Below are 18,469 nucleotides of genomic sequence, written 5' to 3'. Positions count from 1 at the left end.
ACAAGGAATTCTTTATTAATTCATAAATATTATTAAATAAAACATCTCATGATCGCTACATGGTCATAAAGCGATGACTAACAGTAGGATAAAATCAGAGGATAATCATAAAATTTAAAATCTAATAAACAACTTTCTACCATTGGTTATTTTCGTTACTATTCAAGTAGCGTCATTACTTTATCAACCTTATGAAACTATTTTTCTCACTCGCGTAAAAAGGACTTTGCGATGTCACACTTATTTTCTGGTCATCATCACGCCATTCAGTCACCTAAAATCCAGCAATCCCAAAAGCAAATGCCATTCAAAATGACTGCCTTATTAATCAGTAGTACGCTACTGTTGTCTGTATCCGCCCATGCTCTTGAAACAACGGCTTCGATAAACGGCGACACAATCAACAACACCTCCGTCAATACCAGTGCAATTAATTTAGCAGTCATGGCAGACGCACCGATCGTATTGTCTGAAAATCAGCGCATTACGCGAGCGAAAACCACTGGCATTAAACCTGCAATCAATACTGCTCAAGCGGATCAAGCCATCTATTCTGCGGATGCTATTCATCATCCTGTTTGGGCAAAGAACGGCATGGTGGCCACGCAAGAAGCGCTTGCGTCTGATATCGGACTTAAGATTTTAAAAGATGGTGGTAATGCGGTAGATGCTGGAGTCGCGGTTGGCTTTGCTTTAGCCGTGACCTTGCCGCGTGCGGGCAATATTGGTGGTGGCGGTTTTATGATGATTTACGATGCCAAACAAGGCAAGACCGTGGCACTCGATTATCGCGAAAAAGCACCAAGTGCTGCCACTCGTGATATGTATCTCGACGCAGATGGCAATGCCGTTAGCGATTTATCTCGTTATCATGGCTTAGCGGTTGGTGTCCCCGGTACAGTCGCAGGACTCCTAAAAGCACTAGAAGACCATGGCACGATGAGTCGCGGACAGGTCATGGCACCCGCCATTGCGTTGGCTGAGGACGGTATAGAAGTCACTGCTGGCTTATCTGAGTCACTCACCGCCTTAAGCGATCGCTTGCAGAAATGGCCAAGTACCAAAAAGGTGTTTTTTAAAGCTGACGGCAGCGACTATCAGCCGGGCGAACGTCTCAAACAACCAGAACTTGCCCGCTCTCTCAAGCTGATTGCAGCCCAAGGCGCGGATGGGTTTTATAAAGGAGAAACCGCCCGCAAACTGGTCAAAGCCGTCAATGATGCTGGCGGCCGTATGAGTTTGCAGGACTTGGCCAATTATGAAGCCATCGCTCGCGAGCCAGTAAAAGGTGAATACCGTGGTTATGAGATTGTCTCTATGCCGCCGCCTTCCTCTGGTGGTATTCACATCATCCAAATCTTGAATACTTTAGAAGGCTATCCGCTAAAAGACTATGGGCAAAACAGCGCCCAAACCATTCACCTAATGGCGGAAGCGATGCAATTGGCGTATGCTGATCGTGCAGAATACTTGGGAGATTCCGACTTTATTGATGTCCCTGCCAGCGGCTTAACGTCACAAGCTTATGCTGACAAACTGCGCGCTTTGATTGATCCAAATAAAGCCACGCCAGCCGCGACGATTAAAGCCAACAATCCACTCCCTTACGAGAGTGACCAGACCACGCATTTCTCTATTGTTGATAAAGACGGTAATGCCATAGCGAATACGTATACGCTCAACTTCTCTTACGGTACGGGTCTTGTCGCTGAAGGGACAGGCATTTTATTGAATAATGAAATGGATGATTTTTCTGCCAAGCCCGGCGTACCGAATGGTTATGGATTGTTAGGCGGTGAGGCAAATGCCGTTGAAGCCAACAAGCGACCACTGTCCTCTATGAGTCCGACGCTGGTTTTCAAAGACAGCAAACCCTATATCGTCACTGGTAGCCCAGGTGGTAGCCGTATCATCACCACCGTCACCCAAGTCATCTCAAACGTCATCGATCATGACATGAATATCGCTGAGGCGACTCATGCCCCGCGTATTCACGACCAATGGTTGCCTGATGAGATTCGTATCGAAAAAGCGCTCAATGTCGATACCATCAAAAAACTAGAGTCGATGGGACATACGGTAAGCCCGCAATCCGCCATGGGGTCAACGCAATCGATTATGGTTACCCCTAATGGCGTTTATGGCTCATCTGATCCGCGTATTGTCGATGCGGCGGTGGTTGGTTATTGATGTAAAATCATTAGTACTTATTTGTGACTTATATACCGCCCCTAAAAAAATCCCACTACGCTAATAGTCTAGTGGGATTTTTAATATTATGTTGTGCCTCATTTAAATAGCATGATTACTAACCTCACTCAGATTAAAGCCCTTGAATCGGTGGCTGTCTACGGCAAATAATGCTATCATTCACGACCTGATTTAAAGCGAATAAATACGACTATCACTGTATTTTTTGTCGCAGATTATCAGTATAAACCCTTGATAATAATCTTTTTATCAGCCTATTTTTTTGATCGCATCCGTAAGAGTCCTCTATGGCATTTGTACATCTTGGTATTCATAGCGAATATTCAATCACCGATTCTATCGTGCGCATTAAGCCGTTGGTCAAAGCTGCTGCTGCTGACAATCAGCGTGCGCTTGCATTGACTGATTTATCCAACCTTTATGCGACGGTGAAGTTCTATCGTGCCTGCCTAGGCGCTGGTATCAAACCGGTTATCGGCAGTGAAGTCATCATGGAGAATGAAGACACGCGGCTTACTCTGCTGGCGATGAATAATGAGGGCTATCAAAATATTACCCGCATCGTATCGCTTGGATTTACCGAAGGACGTGCTGACCCCATCAATCATGGCACACCAGTCATTAAACGCAGCCATATTTTAGAGCATGCAGCTGGTGTCATTATTTTATTTACCGAAAAGTCAGATGTCGGTCAAGCATTGGTCGGCTCTATGCCAGAAAAAGCCGATGAGCTGCTAACAGAATGGCAAGCACAATTTGATGATCGCTTATATTTTGCGATTAAGCGTACCAATCGCTCAGGGGAAGATGCCTTTATTAAAGCCGCTATTCACTCGGGTGCCAAACACAATATTCCTATCATTGCTCATAACGACGTGCGCTTCTTAGAACAAGACGATTTTGATGCTCACGAAGCACGTGTTTGTATCGCAGGCTCTTACGTACTTGCTGATCTAAATCGACCGCAAACTTATTCAGATGAGCAATACCTTAAGACTCAAGACCAAATGGTGCAGTTGTTTGCGGATATTCCACAGGTGATTGACAATACTTCACGATTGGCAACGCGCTGCAATGTGACTTTGACGCTTGGTATTAACGTCCTACCCGACTTTCCTGTTCCTGAAGGTGAGACAATCGAGTCGTTTTTTCGAGCAGAATCCCAGCGCGGTCTCACGCAACGTTTAGACAAGCTATTTCCTGTTGAAGCACGTACTGATAATTGGAGCAATATTCGCCAAAAGTATGATGAGCGCCTAGAGTACGAGCTGGAAGTGATCTTATCCATGGGTTTCCCCGGTTACTTTCTGATCGTTATGGACTTTATCCGCTGGGCAAAAGCCAATGGCGTGCCCGTCGGACCGGGTCGTGGTTCTGGTGCAGGCTCGCTAGTCGCCTACGCGCTGAATATTACCGATCTTGACCCTATCCATTACGATCTGTTATTTGAGCGCTTCTTGAACCCTGAACGGGTATCCATGCCCGATTTTGATATTGACTTTTGTATTGAAGGTCGTGATCGCGTCATTGATTATGTCGCGCAAACTTATGGACGTGAAGCGGTCTCGCAAATCATTACCTTTGGTACGATGGCAGCAAAAGCAGTGGTACGCGATGTGGCGCGAGTACAGAGCAAATCCTACTTTTTAGCCAGCAAATTATCTAAACTGATTCCCAAAACACCCGGCATCACGCTTAGCCAAGCACTTGAACAAGAGCCACAACTTAAAGACTTGATATCTAACCCTGACAATATGGATTATGAAGATGCCATTGAAATCTGGGAGATGGCGATTAAGCTTGAAGGCGTGTGTCGAAATGTAGGTAAACATGCCGGTGGCGTATTAATCGCCCCGCACAAAATCACCGATTTTAGTGCCATTTATTGTGATGATGATGGACACCGTGTCAGTCAATTCGATAAAGATGATGTCGAAGCAGTTGGACTGGTAAAGTTTGACTTTTTGGGTTTGCGCAACTTAACGGTGATTAACGCGGCGGTTGAGAACATCAACCTGCGCCGTGCCAAAGAAGGCAAAGATGCGCTGGTGTTAGAAGACCTGCCGTTGGATGATAAAAAAGCCTACAAGCTCTTGCAAGATGCCAAGACCACGGCGGTCTTTCAGTTAGAAAGCATGGGTATGAAAAAATATTTAGCCAAACTGCAGCCGACCAATATCGAAGACGTTATTGCCATGTGTGCGCTGTACCGTCCGGGGCCACTCGATGCAGGTATGGTAGAGATGTATATCGACCGTAAGCACGGCCGCGAAGAAGTCATCTATGACCATCCCAATCTTGAGCCAATTTTAGAAAACACCAACGGCGTTATTGTCTATCAAGAACAAGTCATGCAAATCTCACAGGTGATGGCGGGTTATAGCTTGGGCGGCGCCGATATGTTGCGCCGCGCCATGGGTAAGAAAAAACCGGAAGAAATGGCCAAACAGCGCGACATTTTTGTCACTGGTGCAACCTCGCAAGGCATTGATGAGGTCACCTCAGGCGGCGTCTTTGACTTGATGGAAAAGTTCGCAGGTTACGGTTTTAACCGCTCACATTCTGCCGCTTACGGAGTTTTGGCGTATCAAACAGCCTATCTAAAGCAATATTATCCTGCTGAATTTATGGCAGCGGTACTCACCTCTGATATGAACAACACCGACAACGTAGTGTTCTTTATCAACGATTGCCGTGAAAACTTTGGTTTGACCGTCGTAAATCCTTCCGTAAACCGTAGTGAGTGGCACTTCGTTGCGGATACGCCGACCAATATTATTTATGGACTTGGTGCTATCAAAGGTGTGGGCGAAGGCGCTGTTGAATCCATTGTCGAAGCACGCCGACGTGAAGGTTCTTTCAAAGATTTATATGACTTTTGTCGCCGAGTGGATATCAAAAAAGTCAATAAGCGCACCCTTGAAGGATTGATAAACGCGGGCTGTTTTGATGACTTTGCTGCCACTTTACGACCTGACTTGCCAGCCGATGAAGCGTACGAAATTCGCGGCGCATTAATGAGTCAGCTGCCAAGTGCCGTCCAAGCGGCTGAACAAGACCGTCAAAACCGCGAAATCGGCATGATGGACTTGTTCGGCGAGATGGATGGTGTGGTTGCCGCGCCGCCACTCGTCATGACACCAGAGCTGATCTGGGGTGATAAACATCGCTTAAAAGCGGAAAAAAACACCTTGGGACTGTACCTAACAGGTCATCCCATCAACGAGTATTTGGATGAGTTAAAACGCTATACCTCAGGTGCCCGTCTCGACAAGCTCACTGACACTGGCTACAACGGCAGCTGCTATTTTGCAGGACTAATTATCGATATTGCCAATTTCGGTAATCGCAATGTGATTATCTTGGATGACGGTACGTCTCGACTTGAAGTTAGCTGTTATGCGGAGCGCTTTAACCGTGTTAAAGATCAGCTAAAAGTCGATGAAGTGGTTATTATCAAAGGCAGCATACGCGAGCGTGATGGGCGGTTGTTTGCGCGTCTCGATAGCGCGATGAGCATGGTGGATGCACGCTTGCGTTGGCTCAAAAAGATCAGCATCAAAGTTCATGGTAACGACATGACTTTACTCACGCGTTTGCAACCGTTGCTTAAATCGGCACAAGCTGACATTATCCCTGCGCCTCGGTTAGGACATAACAATGAGCAGGATGAGCAAGGTAGCGGTCCTAATGGCGCTTATGATCCTGCTATGGGCGGCAGCTTGTATGATGAAAATGGTAATGACTTATTGGCGTTAGAAAATGATGTCAGTCAAGATAGCCGTTATGCAAACGACGACAGTTACGCCAACAATGCGTTGAGCAATACGGATGCCTCTATTAATGACAACTGTTTGCCACTTGGCCTGAGTGTTTATGACGTGTTTGGTATTGCCAATGTGGGACTGTCTGAACATTGGCGCATCTACCCCAACGACGACAATTTGCAGCAATTAAAGAACATGGTCAGTGAAGACAACTTACACTTTCATTACAGCTAAATGTTCTTTACCCTTAGAAAATTTATTATAGTGATTTTATTGCTTTAACCTTTAAAAACTGGATACAAAACCATGAATGAAATGCCCAATAACCATATGTTTCTTCAAGCTGATGAAGAAATTATTAATCATGAGCAGTTCGAAGACATGCGTGATTTACTAGAAGAAGACTTTGCCGATTTGATACAAGTTTATCTCACTGACAGTCAGCAACGAGTGGCATTACTGCGAAACGCTCAACAAACAAATGACAATGCCAATGGTTTTGAGATTGCTCATGCCCTAAAAGGTGCTAGTGCTAACTTGGGGACAACACAGCTGGTGAACCTTAGCACCCAATTACAATCACTCTGCCGTGACCATCGTATCAGTGAACAGGCTGAGCTTATTGAAAATATCGCAACCGCACTACAACGTGCAAAACAAGAAATCCATCAACGATTGGGACAATAAATGCGTAACGACTTGCCATCCTCTACCGCCCCAATAAAAGCTCATAGCGTGAATGATTATCTCGGTTGTCTGCAAGTAGTCATGGTTAATACGACTTTGCCTGCCAATATTGGCTCGGCAGCCCGTGCCATGCACACCATGGGTTTATCACGTTTGACTGTCGTTGACCCTAAGCTACCGATTGATGAAACCAGTGTTTCTCATGCCGCCGGTGGTAGCGATTTATTGTCATCCGCAGTGATAGTACCCACCCTAGAGTCTGCGATAGCGGACTGTCAGCTAGTATTTGCCGCCAGCAGTCGCAGCCGTCACATGCCGCGCCCTGTGGTGACGCCCACCCAAGCGGCCAATATCATGTTTGATTTTATCGATAAGCAATCCACTCTTGATATAGCTAATGACAATGTAAGCGCTCAGCCCCCAAGCAAACCAAATATTGCCATCTTATTTGGCCGTGAAGACCGCGGTTTGACCAATGAAGAATTGGCTTATGCAGATTATCATATTCAAATCGATGCCAATCCTGCCTATCCAGTGCTGAATGTTGCCTCAGCCGTACAAGTGATAGCGAGCTTTATCTTCGCTTATGCACAAACACATTCTCAGCCAGCCAGCAGCCGAGACAATGAGTTGGAGGCAGCGGTTCAGCCTACTTTAGACGTCCATCTTCGACAGCAATGGGATGAACCAGCCATTACTCAGCAGCAGCAGCAGCAACTTACCCAGCGTATGACTGAGCTTATGGTTCAGCGCGGTTTGGCTGATAGCGAACATCTAAAGTCATTACCATCACGATTGTCCAGACTTGGCTCACGCCTACAACTTGATCAAAAAGAATACCAGTTATTGAGCGCTTTAATGGCCAAACTCTCAAAAGACGGCGGCAACTGATTGCGTTTAATTATGCGTAGGCTATAGAAAACTGACACTCATAAATTGATATTGATTTATGAGTGTCAGTTTTTATATGATAATTCATCACTATATTTTATGATACAAAACTGCTATAACTTAAGAGAAACAAAGACACTTTTAGTCACGATATTTTACCGACGAATAGATAGGACGCTTTATGTCATTCCCATCCAAATTGTTCAAATCGCTTACCAGCATCAAAAAAGACTTAAAAGAAGATATTGATGCAGTATTCAATCGTGACCCTGCGGCACGCAATAGTCTGGAAGTCATATTGACCTATCCCGGCATTCACGCACTTATCTTGCATCGCGGTGCACATTGTCTATGGAATCACGAACAAAAACTGGCAGCACGGGTTATCTCATATGGCTCACGAATTATTACCGGCATTGAAATTCACCCTGCCGCCAAAATCGGTAGACGTTTTTTTATTGATCATGGTGTGGGGGTCGTCATAGGTGAAACCGCTGAGATTGGTAACGACGTCACGCTGTATCACGGCGTGACTTTGGGCGGCGTTTCTTGGAATAATGGCAAACGTCATCCAACACTAGAAGATGGTGTCACCGTTGGCGCTGGGGCAAAAGTTTTGGGGCCATTTACCGTCGGTAAAAACGCAAAAATAGGCTCAAATGCGGTAGTTGTAAAGCCTGTACCAGCGGGTGCAACGATGGTTGGTAGTGCGGCGCGTATGATCTCAGATCATCACGATGACAAAGGCAACCCCATCACAACCAAAGTGCAAGATGCCAAACAGCAAGAAAAAGTGGCGCAAGCTGGTAACACTAACAGACAGCAGACGAAAGACACGGTGTCAGATACAAAGCGCACCACTACTTTTCAAGCCTACGGTGTCGACCCATTTTCACAAGATCCAGTCACAGAGGCCTTTGCAAAAATGCTTGAGCACATCAAGCAATCAGAAAACCGCTTAGATCAATTACAAGCTGCTATGTGCCAACTCGATCCTAATTTTTGTAAAAAAGAATACGACAAATTGTGCTTAGAGGATTTAGATATCATTGGGCGTGCTGATATCGACCAGCCTGATGATGGGAAATCAAAGTAAGCTACTTTATTGGCTAATAACCACCACGGTTGACATCATTTTTATTCATCAGAAAATTTTGTTATAATAATCCTGCAGACGGAAACCGTGGTACTGCTCTATTGATTGTATATTGTCATATTAACCGGGACGGACCGGCTTTTTGTTTTTTATAAAAGCCAAAAGGCTCATTGGAGTTTCGGTTGAATACATTGACCCCTATCAAACGCCGTATTGTCTATGTGACTGTTTTTGAAATACTGGCTATCTTGTTCTCTACTTTTATTTTGATGCTACTCAGTGGTAGCGATGCCATACAGTCTTTGCCCATGGCCATTATGATTTCAGGCGCAGCAGTGGTCTGGAATTTTTTTTATAACTCTATTTTTGAAGCGCTAGAAAAACACTGGCAAATCCATAAACGTACGCTTGTCATACGGGCGTTTCATGCTCTAGGGTTTGAAGGTGGACTAATCTTAATTTGTTTGCCGTTATATATGCTGTGGTACGATGTGGGGCTATGGACTGCTTTTACCATGGAAGCGGCATTATTGGCATTTTTTTTAGTGTATACCTTTGTTTTTACGCTTGTGTTTGACAAGATATTCCCTTTATTGCCACAAGCTCATGCATTTGCCAGACGTAGGTAGCCTTCTTACAGTCAGATCGATACAAAAGAGGGTCAGTAAAAGTGGGGTATTTTTTGTAGCCTCTGACAGCGTAGGCACAGCAAAAAAGAACTATCCCAGTCTCGCGTCATAATATGGTATATATATATTCCATTCCGTATTGACTATATTTACATACTTCGTTGTATTAATTCCTCCATCCCCACTTTTTCATGCGCTTTAAATGGATAACGGTCGTTCATAACTATCCATTTAGAATCACTATTTTTGCTTAGGCTATTTGTAGTGATATACAAACTTATGAGCAATATATCAATATCCATCGTGACTTGTTTTATAGACATTGATTGTTCTGTTAAGCGCTGCCTGTGACACTCACATTCAAACTGTTTGAACGTTTGCTGTAGCCGCTGCAATGTCATAGGTAATTTTAGAGACAGATAGACACATTGATTGGTATAGTCAGGCTTTGGCAACTCAGGGGTCGCTGTAAAGTCAGGATTTTGAAAAGCTGTCGATTGTTGTATTTCACCCAAGGTCGACAATCGCTCCCGAACAATCGCTAAATATTTTTCAGCATGATAATTGCTACCCAAAGCCAATAGTACGGCCGTCACCAATTGCGCTTGCAACGCTTCAGGTGCATATCTTTCCAAAGTGTCACTATTTAAACCAGCCAGCGCTTTATGCATCATTAGAGGGAGCTTTGGCATGACGCGTGATTTGCACACCAACCGCATCAGCTTGTTTAATAGCAGTTGGCTTGGCAATGCTTAACGTAACTTTATGAGTAGCATATTTTTCGAGTAGTTTATCAGCAATTTGTCCTGCCAAATGCTCAAGAAGCTTCGCCTTGATGGCTTGGCACCATTCGCTCACATCATCACAGACCGCTTTATAATTCAGCGCATCGTCAACATTATCCGAGATTGCTGCTTGGCTAATATCCGTTTCAAGCGCGATATCAATCAATAACGGCTGAGTGATAGCGCGTTCCCACTCATAAACACCAATCACTGCCTCGACTTTCAAACCTTTTATAAATACCACATCAGACTGGGTATGAAACATGCTGCCATCCTCATTGCTTATTTTTAATTCAAAATTTCATTGACCTTGCTGTAAAGCCTCTTCGCGTAAGCGTTCGGCCTTCAATGCTTTGCTAGGACGATGTCGCCACAAATCAATACTGAATAATAGCAGACCCAGCCAAATCAAACCAAATACTGCTAAACGATGCAAATCAAACGGCTCGTTATAATAAAATACCGCTAAGAAGAAAATAAAGGTCGGCGTCAAATAATTCATAAAACTTAAGATACTATAAGCCACCAGTTTAGTCGACTTGTTAAACAGCAATAGCGGTATCAAGGTAATCGGGCCTGCGATCATCAATAGCCAAATGTTGGGACTGAACCAAAAGCTCAATTGACTACTGACCACATCTGCCTGCCAAAACCACCATAAGCAAATCGGCACCAGCATCGTCGTTTCAACAAACATCGCATCGACTGCAGTCAGTGGGGTTTGCCGTTGAATCGTCCCATACGTACTAAAACTAAAGGCCAATATTAACGATATCCAAGGCAAGCTACCGATCATAACTACTTGAATGACCACGGATAATAAGGCAAAACCAATGGCGACCCACTGCAACGTCCGCAGGCGCTCTTTGAATAAAATCATCGATAACGCCACGCCTACTAAGGGTCCGATAAAATACCCCAAACTGGCTTCGAGGATACGATCGTGATTGACCGCCCATACATACGTGAGCCAATTGGTTGCGATAATCAAACCAGATATGAACGAAAACGCTATCCATCTTGGATTTTTCTTCAGCGTATCGATCCATCCCCAACGTTTGGTAACCACCAACACGACAAGCAAACATGCAAATGTCCAGACGATACGGTGTCCGATAATCTCAGTCGCATCATAGGCAGCCAATTGTTTAAAATATAATGGAAACCCGCCCCATATGGAAAAAGCGATAAGCGCGGTTACGATGCCACGTCTGGTTGTTTTGATAGGCGCGGCTGGTGTTTTGATGACATTTTGGGTGGTCATAGTACAGTACAACTTTTTAGAGCAAAGCGCGCCCTCGCATAATAGTACCTATTAAGGCAATGGCAAAAACGCAGGGTTACTACAGATAAGATATAAGTTAAAAAGCAATGTGTTGATGTCCATATAGACATCAACACATTGCTACCGATAACAACTGGTTGGAAATAAATTTTATCTAAAGGTTAGCAAATAAGCGCTTTAACCTTACTCATATATCTAATAACTTATTGAGTTATAAATTCTACAGCTCTAAGCGCTTGCGCTATCAACCTGAATAGACATACCAATTTGGTTGGCAAGTTCCGCAAAGCCGGGGAAGCTGGTATTGACCGTTTCAACACCTTCGATGGTGATTTGCGTTGAGGCACGTAAACTGGCTACGGCAAAGCTCATGGCAATACGATGATCGTGATGGGAGGTAATTTGACCGCCGCCAAAAACAGGGTGGCTGTTATTTATATCCCCGCTTTCACTTGCAACCCCTTTATCTTCACTGCCCTTACCTTCAATAATTAAGCCATCGTCAGTGACCGTACAATCAATACCAAGCGTTTGTAAGCCTTCGGCCATGACTGCAATACGGTCAGACTCCTTAACACGCAGCTCTTTTGCTCCCGTCAACACGGTACGGCCTTGCGCACAGCTGGCGGCGATGAATAGCACGGGAAACTCATCAATCGCCAGCGGTACCAGATGCTCTGGTATCTCGATACCGACTAAGTTTGAGCTACGAATCATAATGTCTGCCACTGGTTCGCCGCCCACATGCGTCTCATTACTCAAGGTAATATCGGCCTGCATCAACCTCAAGATATCAATCACACCAGTACGGGTAGGATTAATACCCACTTGCGTTAAGGTCAGCTCACTACCTTGACTAATGGCAGCTGCCACCATAAAAAAGGCCGCTGAGGAGATATCAGCAGGCACAGCGATATCACCACCTGTTAATGTACCGCCACCTGTTACACTGATGCGATTGCCATCGACAGTGACTGGATAACCAAAGGCTGATAGCATACGCTCGGTATGATCGCGACTGACTTCTGGTTGGGCAATCGTCGTTGTGCCCTCGCTCCACAGACCCGCCAGCAATAAGCAAGACTTAATCTGCGCAGAAGCAACTGGCAGCTCATAGTCTATACCTTGTAGCGGTTTGCCAATCTTGTCTCGACCCGTAATGCTAAGTGGTGCTGTACCACTATGACCCGTACTTTGAATAACGGCACCCATCGCACGTAGCGGTGCTGCCACGCGCTCCATAGGACGTTTACTCAGACTGGTATCACCTGTCAGCACACTGTCAAATGGTTGTGCCGCCAAGATACCCGATAACAGGCGCATACTAGTACCTGAGTTACCCATGTACAGCGGGGTTTTACTCGGTTTTAAGCCATTCATTCCCACACCATGAATGGTCAATTTACCATTATCAGGCCCTTCGATGGTCACACCCATATCACGAAACGCTTGCAATGTCGCTAAGGCATCCTCGCCTTCCAAAAATCCTGTCACATGTGTGATGCCCGTCGCAAGGCTACCAAGCATAATACTGCGATGCGAGATAGATTTGTCACCAGGAATGGCAATCGTGCCATAAACGGTATTGCTAGGTGTAATAATATAAGAAGCTGACATGGTAGAGGTATCCGTATAAGGGGTGCTGGCTAACATATGGCCAAAATGTCGCCGCGCGGCTTGCGCACGGCCCAAAATTCCCATCAGGGCGGTTGAATCTTTATCGATGATAAGCTGACGCATGGTCTGTAAATAAACACCATATTCATCAAGGGCGCTGACAATCGCGCTTTGGTTGGCAAAAAATATATCGTGCCACATTTTGGGATCACTGGCAGCTATTCGAGTAAAATCACGGAAGCCACCAGCAGCATAGCGAAACATGTCCAAATTGTCGTCATGACTTGCCAGCTGCTCAACCAAATTAAACGCGAGCAAATGCGGCAGATGACTGGTATGCGCCAATATGGCATCGTGATGGTCAGCGGCCATTGTCATAACCGTTGCGCCCACTGCCTCCCATAATAGACGCTGTTTCGCAATGGCTACATCACTGGTCGTGGGTAGCTCACAAATGATAACGCTATGATTGACAAACAAGTTGGCGCGGCGAGCATGATACCCTGAATTCTCAGCGCCAGCAATTGGATGGGCAGGCACCAAACCTACAGGCAGCGATCCAAACACCGCATTGGCGGCATCAATGATATTAACCTTGGTGCTACAAACATCAGTAATGATGCAATCCGTTGCCAGCTGTCCATCATCCATTGCTTGTTTGATATCAGCAAACACCGCTTGTACCGCTTGTACTGGTACAGCAATGATAATTAAATCACTACCACCGACCACATCACTCAGACGGGCACTGCCCGTATCCAGCAACTGTTGTTGGATCGCTTCGGCGATACTTGGTGCATGCCTATCAACTGCGACCAGACGCGCGCTCAAGCCGTTGTCTTTGATGGCTTGAGCAAGGCTAGCACCAATCAGTCCTAGGCCAATGACACAAACTTGCCTAAATAGGGACAACTGATTATTTAAAAGCGTTTTTTTATTATTCTGATGGTGTTTTTGCTGGTTACTCACGGCGTTTCTCGTTGAACACACTAGCGTCAGTCTTGGTAAAGTACGCTAACGTTAGTATCATAAAATTGAATAGCGAATTGTGTCATTTATCTAAAATCATATAACGACACACATTAATCCTCGGTCAAAATAGAATGTAAAGTATCGATCAAACGCAGGTTATCTTCTGCCAAACCTACCGTGATACGTAGCCAATTGTGTAACCCATACACTGCTAAAGGACGGACGATTACACCTTGCTCAAGTAACGCCTCATAAATCACGGTGGCAGTCGTGTCTTCCATTTCAACTTCTATTTCTACCATAATAAAGTTGGCATGTGATTTAATAAACCCCAATCCTAGGGCGTCAAACTGCTTTTCTAACCAACGCATTTGCTCATCATTTATCTGACGAGTTTTTTCGATAAAGTCTTGATCACGAAGGGCAGCAGCAGCAGCAGCTAAACCCACACGGCTGACATTAAATGGCTGACGAATACGGTTCAATAAATCTGCCACTGCCACCGAACTTAAGGCATAACCAACCCTTAGACCGGCCAGTCCATAGGCTTTTGAAAACGTGCGGACGATGACCACATTATCAAACTCGTCAAGCAACGCTCGATTATTACTTTCAGGACTATATTCGATATAAGCTTCATCCAATACCACCAATACCGAGCTTGGCACACTGTCCATAAACTCACGCAACACATTATGCTCAAGTTGTGTACCAGTTGGATTGTTGGGATTGGCAATAAAGACGATCTTAGTATTAGGGTTGTCTTGAACTGCTTGACTCATGGCTTTTAGGTCATGACCAAAGCGCTGCGCTGGTACTTCAATACCCGTTGCGCCTTGCATTTTAGCCAGCATCGGATAAACAATAAAGGCGTACTGACTATAAACAATAGCATCAGAAGCACCCGCAAAACTACGTGCCAAAATATCGAGCAAATCGTCAGAGCCATTGCCTAGAGTTATCTGATCGACGGTGACATCATTGAAGTCAGCCAACGCTTGCTTGAGATAATGACCATTGCCATCAGGGTAACGCGCCAGTTGACCCAATTGCTCGGTCACTGCCAACGTCACATGCGGTGAGCAGCCCATCGGATTTTCATTACTGGCCAATTTCACCACATCTGAGACGCCATATTCACGCGTCAACTCTTCTATTGGCTTTCCAGTCTGATACGGAGCCAATGCCAAAATACTGTCATAAGCAGGGACGAGCGGTGATAAATTTGACTTTGTCGATTGCGTTGGCTGCATGATTTATCCTTAGATGTGATGAGACATCTATTATTGATTAAGCCTATTCGTTTTAGTTATGACAGCTTTTATTATAGAGGCATGGCGATTATGCAATTTATAATACTGCTTTTGGATAAGAGCCAAGTATACGCACATCTTTTACCAACGGGCGAATATCCGCAATAGCGGCACTGACATTTGCTTCATCGATATGACCGTTCATATCAATAAAGAAGACGTATGCCCACTTATTAGGACGTTCAGGCCGTGTTTCAATACTGGTCATAGAAACGCCATGGTACGACAAAGGCTTTAAGATTTCGATCAACGCCCCTGCTTTGTCATGCGCAGATACGACAATAGAAGTCTTATCTTGTCCTGATGGTGCAATCGCTTCATGACCAATGATAAGGAAACGTGTGGTGTTGCTTGGATTGTCTTCGATATTTGAATAAAGCTTGTGTAAATCATATTCCGCCGCCGCCACATCCCCTGCAATCGCCGCGGAATGCCATTCGTTTTTTAAACGTCGTGCCGCTTCACCATTGCTCGATACAGCAACCCGCTCAACATTCGGAAAGTTCACATCTAGCCAATGACGGCACTGCGCCAATGATTGCTGATGCGAATAAATACGGCTTAAACCGTCAATTTTGGTGTGTTCAGCGACTAAGAAATTTTGATGAATAGGCAGCTCAACTTCACCAATGATTTTGAGACTAGAAGACAAGAAACCATCCAACGTGTGATTCACCACGCCTTCTGACGAATTTTCAACGGGTACTACGCCATACATCGCTGTGCCCGCTTCCACTTCACGGAACACATCAGTAATGGTCGTCATTGGCACCGTATCAGCCGCTTTACCAAAATGTTTGAGCGCAGCAGCATGGGTAAAGGTGCCGACTGGACCCAAGAAAGCGATGCGCTGCGGCGCTTCTAAATCCAAACAAACCGACATGATTTCACGGAACAAACGCGCCATTTTTTCATCAGCAATCGGGCCAGTATTACGTGCCATCACCGCTTTTAATACTTGAGCTTCACGCTCAGGACGATAAAAAATAGGATTGCTATTGTTGGCCGCTGCATGATTGGCAGTGTGGTTTTTCTTAACGGCAGCCACTTGTTGCGCCAGCTTAGCACGGTCATTGATTAACGTCTGAATTTCACAGTCTACTGCATCAATACTTTGACGAATATTGTCTAAAAACTCTTTTTCAGTTGCGGTATCGCTAGCACCTGCGATGGGTTGATCTAGATTGTCCATGTTTTGCTCTGATGACTGCTCACTCATTACCGCTCACCTTTTTGATTTTATACTCTGTAAGTATTACTGTGTTGATTTTAAGATGCAATAGACTGGTCTATCAAAAATATTGTGCCCTGCTAGTCTTATTTTTTATGGGTGTCTATATGCTAACCGTGTATCAAATAACATAGACAGCCGTCAGACAGCTGACCCGCTCTACTATAACAAAAACTGTGCTCAGTGCCCATGCGTAAATGGATGTAAATGCTGTAAACCCGCTAATATTCGCAAAGTGATACAATATGACCACGACACACGATAAAACTGCGAGCCAACATGGCTTCAAAATTATGTTACAGTTCAAAATAAATGGCAAATACCCCTACAAATAAGACAGTAATTCCGTAATTAAACAAGGAAAGATATCTAATGAGCGCATTACAACAGCTTCGTACCATGACCACGATTGTCGCTGATACTGGTGATCTAGCCGACATTGCGCGCCTAAAACCTATCGATGCGACCACCAACCCAAGCCTAATCACCAAAGCGCTCATTCATTCTGACAATCAAGGCATGCTTTCTGAAACCATGAGTCGTTATAATGGGCATGTCGATGCCGTGATTGATGCGCTTACTATAAGGGTTGGCTGTGATATTTTAGCGCTCATCGAAGGTCGTGTTTCTACTGAAGTTGACGCCCGTTTGTCTTATGACACTGGGGCCACCATCGATAAAGCCTTGGAGTTTATAGAAGCTTATCAAAAGGCAGGTATCGACTCAGAGCGTGTGTTGATCAAAATGGCCGCTACTTGGCAAGGCATCGAAGCCGCTCGCTATCTTGAGACCCAAGGTATCCATTGTAATCTGACCTTGCTTTTTGGCCAACACCAAGCGATTGCTTGTGCAGATGCTGGCGTGACATTGATATCACCTTTCGTTGGCCGTATTTTAGACTGGCAAAAGCGCCAACAGAACCGTCAAAACGTACCCGCTTCGGATGATATGGGTGTACAATCAGTGAAGCGTATTTATCAATACTACAAACAACATAACTACTCTACGCAAGTAATGGGCGCAAGTTTCCGCTCAACTGAGCAGATATTGGCCCTAGCAGGGTGTGATTTACTGACCATCGCGCCCAATCTTATCGATGAGCTGGCAGCAATGGATACAGAGGTTACGCGGCAGTTATCATCAAGTATGTCACTGGATATGGCGGATATGACCCGAGTGAGCTTAACACATGAAGAGTTCAGTGCTGCTTATCAACAAGACACAGTCACCCAAGACCTATTACCAAAAGGTATCGATGGCTTTATTGGTGCTCGTGATGAGCTGGCTCAGATGTTGGCGGCGATACGTAACTGATGTATAACTAAGTTGTATTCTCATGTTTAAAACGCTTATTTGTGCATTTTATAAAGCCTCTATTTTACGAGTATAATCAGAGCAGTATATATATAAAAGAAATTTGCCTACTAATAGCAAGTTGGCTATTATGGCCCACTTCCCACAAGAAGAAGCAAGGCTTTACTATGAAACGGCTATCAGTATTATTAGCAAGCGGTGCTCTAGCAGTCAGCGCACAAGCAGTGAATTGGTCAAAGTTGGCAGACAGTCCTACTGGATCAGTTTTTAGCTTAGATTTGGACTCTATCGAAAGCTCCGACATCAATATCATAGATGAAAAAAATGTTGAAAATATCACGGTGTCTATTCGTAGAACATACCCTACACAGAAAAAACCTGCGCAAAAAAACGAGACACAAGCCAACAAAGAAAACAATATTCACCATAGCGATCAGCAGTTACTTATTTCTTGCAAAGATTCCAGTTACTATAGAAGGGCATACGTAAATTACGGTGCGGACAATAAAGTCATCAAATCTTGGCAATCAGAAAAACCGATACTGACTACCAAGGACTTCACCATCACCATCTCTAACACCATTGGTCGCACGATAGTAGAACAGGCTTGCAAAAATCATGAGCAAGCCAAACAAAAGGCATAACATTGACCCATATAAAAAAAGCGCGCT

14 protein-coding genes are annotated in these 18,469 nt (G+C 44.8%); 8 read left to right on the top strand and 6 right to left on the bottom strand.

Features of this window, described 5'->3' with window-relative positions; translation table 11 throughout:
* Window positions 1–300: 300 nt before the first annotated feature.
* The 6 genes from ggt to M917_RS00080 all read left to right on the top strand — a co-directional run bounded on the left by ggt (window position 301) and on the right by M917_RS00080 (window position 9,281).
* Entirely contained in the window at window positions 301–2,190 is a 1,890-nt protein-coding gene (ggt, locus tag M917_RS00105; RefSeq protein ID WP_051354191.1) for a gamma-glutamyltransferase, read from the top strand.
* Between the two features lie 308 nt (window positions 2,191–2,498).
* On the top strand, window positions 2,499–6,212 hold the full coding sequence (gene dnaE, locus M917_RS00100; RefSeq protein ID WP_021812702.1) for a DNA polymerase III subunit alpha: 3,714 nt from the start codon (window positions 2,499–2,501) through the stop codon (window positions 6,210–6,212).
* Window positions 6,213–6,284: 72 nt separating this feature from the next.
* Window positions 6,285–6,665: an Hpt domain-containing protein gene (locus M917_RS00095; protein ID WP_021812701.1), complete on the top strand. Its 381-nt coding sequence runs from the start codon at window positions 6,285–6,287 to the stop codon at window positions 6,663–6,665.
* A complete protein-coding gene (locus tag M917_RS00090) occupies window positions 6,666–7,556 on the top strand; it encodes an RNA methyltransferase (RefSeq protein ID WP_021812700.1) in 891 nt (296 codons plus the stop codon).
* 181 nt (window positions 7,557–7,737) lie between these two features.
* Entirely contained in the window at window positions 7,738–8,652 is a 915-nt protein-coding gene (gene cysE, locus M917_RS00085) for a serine O-acetyltransferase (RefSeq protein WP_021812699.1), read from the top strand.
* Between the two features lie 182 nt (window positions 8,653–8,834).
* Entirely contained in the window at window positions 8,835–9,281 is a 447-nt protein-coding gene (locus M917_RS00080; RefSeq protein WP_021812698.1) for a PACE efflux transporter, read from the top strand.
* Between the two features lie 149 nt (window positions 9,282–9,430).
* Here M917_RS00080 and M917_RS00075 read toward each other — a convergent pair whose 3' ends face one another.
* From M917_RS00075 to pheA, 6 genes are all read right to left on the bottom strand, one after another.
* Complete coding sequence (locus M917_RS00075; RefSeq protein ID WP_040641431.1) at window positions 9,431–9,955, bottom strand: 2-amino-4-hydroxy-6-hydroxymethyldihydropteridine diphosphokinase; 525 nt, start codon at window positions 9,953–9,955, stop codon at window positions 9,431–9,433.
* Complete coding sequence (folB, locus tag M917_RS00070; RefSeq protein ID WP_021812696.1) at window positions 9,945–10,331, bottom strand: dihydroneopterin aldolase; 387 nt, start codon at window positions 10,329–10,331, stop codon at window positions 9,945–9,947. The genes M917_RS00075 and folB overlap by 11 nt, the downstream gene beginning before the upstream one ends.
* Window positions 10,332–10,367: 36 nt before the next feature.
* The gene (gene rarD / locus M917_RS00065; RefSeq protein ID WP_021812695.1) at window positions 10,368–11,330 is read right to left on the bottom strand and encodes an EamA family transporter RarD; all 963 of its coding nucleotides are present in this window, start codon (window positions 11,328–11,330) and stop codon (window positions 10,368–10,370) included.
* A gap of 249 nt (window positions 11,331–11,579) precedes the next feature.
* Window positions 11,580–13,880 (bottom strand): bifunctional prephenate dehydrogenase/3-phosphoshikimate 1-carboxyvinyltransferase, encoded by a 2,301-nt coding sequence (locus M917_RS00060; RefSeq protein WP_040641434.1) that lies wholly within the window; start codon window positions 13,878–13,880, stop codon window positions 11,580–11,582.
* 170 nt (window positions 13,881–14,050) lie between these two features.
* On the bottom strand, window positions 14,051–15,193 hold the full coding sequence (hisC, locus tag M917_RS00055; protein WP_021812693.1) for a histidinol-phosphate transaminase: 1,143 nt from the start codon (window positions 15,191–15,193) through the stop codon (window positions 14,051–14,053).
* Window positions 15,194–15,290: 97 nt separating this feature from the next.
* Window positions 15,291–16,472: a prephenate dehydratase gene (pheA, locus tag M917_RS00050; RefSeq protein WP_021812692.1), complete on the bottom strand. Its 1,182-nt coding sequence runs from the start codon at window positions 16,470–16,472 to the stop codon at window positions 15,291–15,293.
* Window positions 16,473–16,856: 384 nt separating this feature from the next.
* Here pheA and M917_RS00045 point away from each other — a divergent pair, with 384 nt between their 5' ends.
* Window positions 16,857–17,798, top strand: a complete 942-nt coding sequence (locus M917_RS00045) for a transaldolase (RefSeq protein ID WP_021812691.1) — start codon at window positions 16,857–16,859, stop codon at window positions 17,796–17,798.
* A gap of 167 nt (window positions 17,799–17,965) precedes the next feature.
* A complete protein-coding gene (locus M917_RS00040) occupies window positions 17,966–18,442 on the top strand; it encodes a hypothetical protein (RefSeq protein WP_021812690.1) in 477 nt (158 codons plus the stop codon).
* Window positions 18,443–18,469: the final 27 nt, after the last annotated feature.

The organism is Psychrobacter aquaticus CMS 56, assembly GCF_000471625.1.
GTDB lineage: Bacteria > Pseudomonadota > Gammaproteobacteria > Pseudomonadales > Moraxellaceae > Psychrobacter > Psychrobacter aquaticus.
The sequence above is the reverse complement of the archived record's forward strand: the minus strand, read 5'-3'. Positions and strand labels throughout refer to the sequence as shown.